The organism is Proteiniphilum sp. UBA1028 (genome assembly GCF_002316955.1).
Classification (GTDB): Bacteria; Bacteroidota; Bacteroidia; order Bacteroidales; family Dysgonomonadaceae; genus Proteiniphilum.
Map to the genome: position 1 here is coordinate 1 of NZ_DCEN01000031.1, position 7,683 is coordinate 7,683.

The window sequence follows — 7,683 nt, forward strand, 5'->3', positions numbered from 1 at the left end:
CCTCCTTGTCGACGTAGGTCACATAGTTACGGGTTCCTTTCAACTCAATGTCTTTTTGCTTGATTACAGCCTGTTCTGTTTTCAGATATTCACCGGTAGAACGGGCGAGCGCTTGTACATCCTTGCAAAGTATTTCCAGATTCATATTTTTTATTTTTTTAGCGGAAAAAGAATGGACTTGGTTGTTTTCTTAATTTTCGGGATACATGGAGTCCCACCATCGTGCATCGCCCTTCAGCCACCTGGCAAACCAGGCATAGATGGCGTTGTTCCAGGCTATCCGCTTCTCGTAATCGTAAATGGCATGGTTCTCTCCCTCCACCTGGATAAACTCTACCGTCTTGTCCAGCAGTTTCAGTGCAGTGTACATCTGGATGCTTTCTCCGATGGGTACATTGGTGTCGGCCGTGCCATGAAGCAACAGCAGGGGAGTTGTTATCTTATCGGCATGAAACAAGGGACTTTGTTTCACGTAAAGTTGCGGATTGTTCCAGGGATAGCTGCCCGCACTGGCGCCGGCACTGTACGAATATCCCCAGTAGCCTTCACCCCAGTAGCTGGTGATGTTGCTGATGCCGGCATGCGATACCGAAGCGGTGAACAGGTCGGTCTTGGTGATGAGGTACTGGGTCATGAAGCCACCGTACGACGCCCCGATGTTGCCGATCTTTGAGCCGTCAACAAACGGGTGGGCCGCCACAAAAGCTTTCACACTTTCGATGATCTCGTCGGCAGTCTGTTCGCCCCATGCATTCACATGGCGGGCCGAGAACTCCTGTCCATAGCCTGTGGTGCCGCTCGGTTGAAGGGTATAGACCACGTAATCCTGTGCTGCATAGACGTGCAAAGGGTAGGTACTCTCAAACGTGCGCGCTGTAGGGCTTGTGCCGCCATAATAATAGACGATGAGCGGGTACTTTTTCTTTGGATCAAAGTGGGGTGGGAGGTAATAACGTCCTTCGATCTCGTCGCCGAAGGTGGTTTTGTAACTCCAGTCCTTCACATCTCCAAGGTTGAGTTTACTCAATCTCTCCTCGTAGGGATCGGCAATGAGCGTGGACTGCATCGTTTTCAGATTCAGCAGATAGCTTCTGTTTGAGTTGGAGGCGCTGATGCCGGTATAGGTTGCCCATGGAGCATTTTCGGCAATGCTGAATGAGCGGATAACATCTTCCTTCAGTGGCAATTTTTCAAATTTCTTTGTCTGGGGGGAATAGCGGTACATATTGACTCTGTCGCCCTCTTCCACCCGGTAATAGATGAGGTTGTCGAGCGTGTTCCACTCCTGGGCACTGATGGAGGGATCAAAAAACTTTGTGACCGGTTCCACCTTTTTGGAGGCGATATCCATTAGAAACGACTGTGTGTCGTAACTATTGGCTATTTGTCCGGGACGGATATTCAGACCGACGCCGTTGAATGCCTCGGGAGCACCGTGAACGAGGAGCTTTTTTCCGTCCGGGGAAAATTGAGCCGAGTAGGTGTAGGTCTGGTCCTTCCATAGGGTATCTACATTCATCGTCTCCAGGTTGAGCCTGTAGAGCGAACTTTTTCGGAAAGGGCGTTCTGCCAGGTTCTCTTCGGTCGTAGAAAAAAGCAGATATTTCATGTCGTCGGTCACATCGTTGAGCGATGCCGTTTGCCGTCCGAACGTGAGTTGCTGTGTGAGCCCCGAATCGAAGAAGTAACGATACAGGAAATAGCGGTCGCGGTAGTGCGACTGGCGGTCGTCGATGCCGATCAGCCGTTTCAGTCCTCCCGGATTACTGATGACGATCGTCTCTTTGGAAGAGTAGAAGAGCGATCTTTCGTCGGGTGCGATGTGAAATGTCTCTTTCGGAAGTCCTTTGGCTATGATCTTGTTTTCGTTTGTCACCGGATCGAACGTGATAAGCGATCTCCCTTCCTCGCTGTCGGTCACATAATAGAGCAGGTCCTGTTTGGGCATCCAGTTCAACTGTGTGCGGCCGGCTGGTTCTGAGAGAATGATTCGCTTCTGCTTCACATCGTAAACCTCGGTGTAGTTGCGGTTTTCTCCCCCGGGAAGTGTCTCGCGGAGCGATAGCAGCACAAACCGTCCGCTGGGGGAGATTGCTGAGTTGTTCACTCGTTTGCCTTCCAGTATGTCCTTGATCTGAATACGGCGTTGGTTGCCATTTCCAAATGTGTAGACAAGCAGCGAGTCTGCTTCGTCGGGCTTCAGTGTTATTTTTACCGCGGGATCCGCCTTGTTCTCCGAACTGGTGAGCATCTTGATCACGATGCGGGCATTGTTGGTGAAGCCATTCAGATGGGCATCGACCTGTCCCGACTGGTGCAGGCTGTCGTTAACCTGGTTTTTGGTGGCTCGCTTTACATTGTCGATCCATAGCTCCAGCGGATTGGGCGATGTAACGGTGATCTTTCCCTTGCCATAACGGTCGCCCGTGACATAAAACGAGATCAGTTGAAATGCTTCCCCGTGTTCCGGTCGACCGAGATGGTAAAATCCGGCGCTATCGGGTGTGAGCACCGTGGCAAAACGTTCCTGCTCCGGAAAAGAGACAGAGCAGGCGAGAAGCATCTCCTGGGAATAGGGTGTGTTGTTCAGGTTCACGCTGTCCAGCATAACTGGCTTCTGAACCGGAATAGGGCCGAAGGCAGATACATTCTGCGGCGATACAGCCTGTTGAGCCTGAAGAGTCCACAGCGAGAAGACTCCTGCGATGATATGCCAAAATAGTACTTTTCTCATTTTATTCATTTTCTTTGCCGGTCGGTTGCACCCCGGGGTTCCGCTGGTCATCATAATGAGCTTGTCCAGACGGAATAGCGGCGGAACATACTTTGCCATGCTGGTTCCTGCGCGAAAATACCGTAGACGGCCGAACCCGATCCGCTCATAGACGCGTAGGCAGCACCCAAATTGTACATTTGTTGCTTGATGGTGCAAATTTCGGGATATTTCTTGAAAACAGGGAGTTCAAAATCATTTTTCATCCATGTTTTCCATTCGGAAACCGGTTTTTTAATTATTTCTTTTAACGACACTTCGGGCTGTCGGGGGGTAACCGTTGCGTATGCTTCCTTTGTAGAAACTGCAATGTCGGGTTTTACAAGCAGCATAAAGTAGTTTTCCAGAGACACATCCACCGGCTCCAGTATATCACCGGTACCCGTGGCAAACGAGGGGGTATTGCCGATGAAAAAGGGACAATCGGCACCCAGCTGTGCCGCAAGGTGCAAAAGGTCCCTTCGGGAGTAACCCAAAGCAAACGTGTTGTTCAACAACCGGAGCATGAAAGCTGCATTCGACGACCCCCCACCTAATCCCGCACCGGCAGGGATCTTTTTTAACAAATGAATGTCGATGGGTGGAATCTGCTTCTCTGCCGAAATCAACTGGAGTGCTCTTATCACCAGGTTATCTTCCGCCTTCCCCTCAATGGGGATGCCGGTCTGAAAAAAACGGTATTTTGCGGAAGAAAGGGTATCTTCCTGTGCCATATTGTGTGCAGGTGTGATCTCCAACGCATCCCTCATGCCGAGGGGGTAAAAAATGGTCTCCAGATTATGGTACCCATCCGGTCGGCGGGAGACAACATGCAATCCTAAATTAATCTTCGCATTCGGGAAACAGATCATCTGTTGTTGAAGTTTTATGCAAATATACAGAATAATTATTGAATTACCCTACCTCCTGGCCGCTTCTACACTTTACAGTTCAAATGCTGCTCTTACTCCCAGTTGTTTGAATTGAGTCTTGTGAAATGAGCAGAAGAATCCCGCGTTGAAGAACCGGTTGCCGATGCCGTACCCAAGCTCTGTGTATGAGGTGATCTGGGGGGTATGCAACTGGCTGAGGTATATGCGTTCCTTGTCGGCAAAGTCGGACGCAAAATCGATATTCTTGAGGATCAGAAACGGGGCTTCAAACATGATGTGCCCCTGAATATAGGAATCGGATGCGTTGTACAGATCCCGGCTCAGCAGGTTGAAGTTTCCTCCCAGTCCATCGTTCCAGTTTTCCGGGAAGTTGTTCTTGGAGAAATAAACGAAATCGGCAAAATACTCTGTTCTCTGATTGATGAACTTGCCGGCGCCGACATGATACTGAAGCGAGTGCCGCAACCCGAAGGGAATATGCTGGCTGATATCGAATTCAATCCGGTTGTACTGTGAGGTACTGCCCAGAATATCCAGGAAGCTTCGCGAGAGCTCCAGCTTGAAGGTGGGAAACGCCGACCGTTCGTATATTTTCTGTCGCCCCTCATACCGGTAATATTGCATGGGTGTCCAGCTGATACGGACGAAAGGGGCGAACGACCTCTTTGTGCCAAACAGGCCGGCAATGGGCTCACTGTCGCTGCTCAGAGATCGTAACTTTATCTGATTGTTTTTGCTTTTTCTGATGTGATAGTCTATCCCTGTCTGCAGCAACAGGCCGTTGGCCGCTTCCAGGGTGTTGTATAACTTGAAATAATAGTCTTTGTAGTAATTTAGCGAAATATCTTCGAATGTGAGCCCTTTGTTTTTAAGGCTGTCCCGAATCTGGTCGACAAACAACGAACTGTAGGTGGGATTTCCGTTGCCCACAGAAAAAGTGGCGCTTCCCAGGTGATAGGGATCGTAATTCCAGGAGGTGGTGAAGTCGGTGAAAAACTCTTTTCGGCGGAACATATATCCAGCGAAGGCGTTGATACCCACTGTCCGGCCGTGTTTTAAATCGATGTTAAACGATAGCTTCTGTCGGTAGGTGACCCCGTCGCGCGAACTATATCCCAGCATTAGCGGGTTCAACAACCCCGAGTAGCCAATTCGCGTTGAACGGTATTTGTAACTTGAATTCATCACCATTCGCTGGGCTACCTGCTGGGCTCGTTGCACACCGGAGAGGGTGTCGATTCTCTCGTTGTTTGTTCGTTCCTTTTGATGCGAAATATAACGGCTGATTACGTCTCTTTCCATTGCCTGGAGAGGTATAGGCCTCATCTTTTCCCAAAAGACAGAATCGCTGCGTACAGGTACCGAGTCGAGTCGCACTTTGTAGGTATCGCTGATATTGAGTGAACGGGGCGTTTCTTTGATTTGACGCAGCTGGATGTCGTTGTACTTAATCGTTGCCAGGTGCCTTCCGGCCAGTACGTTGCCAAGATACGCGACTGTCTGGTAAATGGTGAAACGTACCGGCAGGTAGTTGGTAATCCATTCGTTGCCCATGGTCATTTCAAACGAAAAGTCTGAAAAGATGCCCAACCCCTCACCCCTGAAAAAAATGATCCTCCAGGTGCCATGTTCTACAATAAACGAACCTTTCAGCAGTTTCGTGTTTTCGTAGATGGGGGTATAATGGATGTTGTAGTAGGTTTTGTTATTCTCGGTAAATGTTTGATAAAGCTCATAGCGGTAATATTTCGCCGTACTGAACCGGGTAGGCATAAAAAAACTCTCGTCGTTGGTGGTTTCGCCGTATATGTTTATGTTAAGCAACTCGAACGGTATCATTTCAATATCTTTACGCCCGGTGAGCGTCCCTGAAACATAGCGAATATCCTGCACGTAGGTGTTGGGGAAATCGTAACGCAGGTCGCTGATTGTCTCAATCACCGCCTCGTCGTTCTTGGGGTCGTGCAACACAAATCGAGGAATCAGGTGGGTGTATTTATAAAAGAAGTTTTTCTTTACCGTCTCCACGTAAGTACGTGTATATACCTCGGCCGAGTAATGTTCTACCAGGTCGTTGTATTTTTCAGCAGCATTCATTGTCCTGTTTACGATCGTGTCTGTCTGTGTCTGCCTCGACGCGAAACAGTTGTAAGAGACAATAATGAGAAAGAAAATATGCAAGATGACTCCTTTTTTCATTCTGAACTGCAAACTTACATTTTTTTTTAACGCAGTAATATACATTTTATTATTAGTTTTTTTTACTCTTCGGAAAATAATATTTACATTTGTGTTTTAGAACATAGTTCTACAGCACGTATGCCAGGGAAGAAGAAAGAAGTAATTGATTTGTCCTCTAGCTTACCCGAAATCTGGAGGATGTTGACGGACGTTGAGCGAGATCAGCTGCGCAACAATGCGCGTATTGTCCATTTTAAAAAAAATGAACTGATCTATCTCGAAGACGAAACGCCGCAGGACTTGATGTGTCTGTTTAAAGGGAAGGTGAAGATTTTTAAAAGCGGCGTTGGCGGCAGATGTCAGATCATCAGAATCATCCGTCCGGTTCAGTATTTTGGGTACAGAGCTTATTTTGCCCGGGAACCGTATGTGACTGCTGCTTCGGCTTTTGAGTCGTGTACCGTGTGCATGATTCCCATGGAAACGATAGAGCAATTCCTGCGCAACAACGGCGATCTTGCGCTGTTTTTTATCCAAATGCTTTCTGTGGATCTGGGTATTGCCGATCAGCGGGTGGTTAACCTTACTCAAAAGCATGTACGTGGCAGGCTGGCTGAATCGCTGATCTTTCTCAAGGAGAGCTACGGACTGGAAGAAGACGGAGCAACCATCAACATTTATCTCGCACGTGAAGACCTGGCCAACCTTTCAAACATGACCACCTCCAATGCCATTCGCACCCTCTCTAACTTCGTGAATGAGCGTCTCATAACCATCGACGGCAGAAAAATAAAGATTATCGACGAGGAGCGGTTACGAAAAATAAGCCGCATCGGATAGCTGTTTTTATCGAAAATTGTGATTTTATTTTTCAATTTTCAGAAACTCCTGCATACCTTTGTCCCCTACTATTCATACGCTGTAAATGATTCGAAAAATAGCCCGTAATATACTTGCCTCCCATTACAGGCCGGTAGAAAAATTTGTAAAGGATCCGTTGGGGACACAACAAAAAACATTAAACTACCTGTTGGAGCATGGACGAAAAACGCAGTATGGGATTGAAAACCATTTTGATAAGGTTGGAAATGAGAGTGATTTTCGCACACATGTTCCCGTAATAGCATATGAGGGTTTACGCCCCTGGCTCGATAAAATTCTGATCGAAAAACAGACGAACGTACTTTGGGATACTCCGGTGCGGTGGTTTGCCATGTCTTCGGGAACGACGGAAGACAAAAGCAAATATATCCCCGTGACCAGAGAGTCGTTATTCAACGGCCATTACCGGGCGGGTTACCATATGCTGGGGATGTATGCCGTGCATTATCCCGACAGTTCCTTTATTTTAGGTAAAACGCTTGTGCTGGGAGGAAGTCAGCAGGTTAACCGTATAGGAAATGGCGTTTATACAGGAGATATCTCTGCGATATTGATGAAAAACCTGCCTGCACTGGTCAAGCGTAGAAGAACACCCGAAAGCATTGCGTTGCTTCCCGATTGGGAGGAGAAGTTGCGGAAACTGGCCGATTATGCGATCGACAGCGATATCCGCGCGATGGTGGGAGTACCCTCGTGGATGCTTGTCTTATTAAAAAAGATTGCGGAGGAAACCGGCAGGGATATTCCCGATATATGGCCGCACCTTGAAGTATTCTTTCATGGGGGGGTGAGTTTTCTTCCGTTTCAGGAACAATATAAAAAGCTGCTACCCACCGAACGGATGCGTTACTGGGAAACCTACAATGCTTCCGAAGGTTTTTTCGGCGTGCAGTTTGCTCCTGAGTCAAAAGACCTGCTTCTGCTACTCGATAATGAGATCTATTACGAATTTATTTCTTCCGGGGAATGGGATAA

General features: G+C 48.0%; 5 protein-coding genes. 2 read left to right on the forward strand and 3 right to left on the reverse strand.

Translation table 11 applies throughout. From position 1 onward, the window contains the following. Nucleotides 1–190: 190 nt before the first annotated feature. The 3 genes from B3Z75_RS04050 to B3Z75_RS04060 all read right to left on the reverse strand — a co-directional run bounded on the left by B3Z75_RS04050 (nucleotide 191) and on the right by B3Z75_RS04060 (nucleotide 5,856). Nucleotides 191–2,734, reverse strand: a complete 2,544-nt coding sequence (locus tag B3Z75_RS04050; RefSeq protein ID WP_294068026.1) for an alpha/beta hydrolase family protein — start codon at nucleotides 2,732–2,734, stop codon at nucleotides 191–193. A 50-nt stretch (nucleotides 2,735–2,784) separates the two neighbouring features. Beyond that, nucleotides 2,785–3,624, reverse strand: a complete 840-nt coding sequence (gene ispE / locus B3Z75_RS04055) for a 4-(cytidine 5'-diphospho)-2-C-methyl-D-erythritol kinase (protein WP_294068028.1) — start codon at nucleotides 3,622–3,624, stop codon at nucleotides 2,785–2,787. 72 nt (nucleotides 3,625–3,696) lie between these two features. Continuing rightward, complete coding sequence (locus B3Z75_RS04060; RefSeq protein ID WP_294068030.1) at nucleotides 3,697–5,856, reverse strand: DUF5686 family protein; 2,160 nt, start codon at nucleotides 5,854–5,856, stop codon at nucleotides 3,697–3,699. Nucleotides 5,857–6,024: 168 nt separating this feature from the next. Between B3Z75_RS04060 and B3Z75_RS04065 the strand changes: the two genes are divergently transcribed. Beyond that, nucleotides 6,025–6,666 (forward strand): Crp/Fnr family transcriptional regulator, encoded by a 642-nt coding sequence (locus tag B3Z75_RS04065; protein ID WP_414702857.1) that lies wholly within the window; start codon nucleotides 6,025–6,027, stop codon nucleotides 6,664–6,666. 85 nt (nucleotides 6,667–6,751) lie between these two features. Next, a partial coding sequence (locus tag B3Z75_RS04070) for a GH3 family domain-containing protein (protein ID WP_294068034.1) occupies nucleotides 6,752–7,683 on the forward strand: 932 nt, incomplete at its 3' end.

Bases quoted from the DNA above. Each gene is read 5' to 3' on its own strand.
- B3Z75_RS04050 (WP_294068026.1), bottom strand. From the start codon at position 2,734: ATGAGAAAAGTACTATTTTGGCATATCATCGCAGGAGTCTTCTCGCTG.
- ispE (WP_294068028.1), bottom strand. From the start codon at position 3,624: ATGATCTGTTTCCCGAATGCGAAGATTAATTTAGGATTGCATGTTGTC.
- B3Z75_RS04065 (WP_414702857.1), top strand. From the start codon at position 6,025: ATGTTGACGGACGTTGAGCGAGATCAGCTGCGCAACAATGCGCGTATT.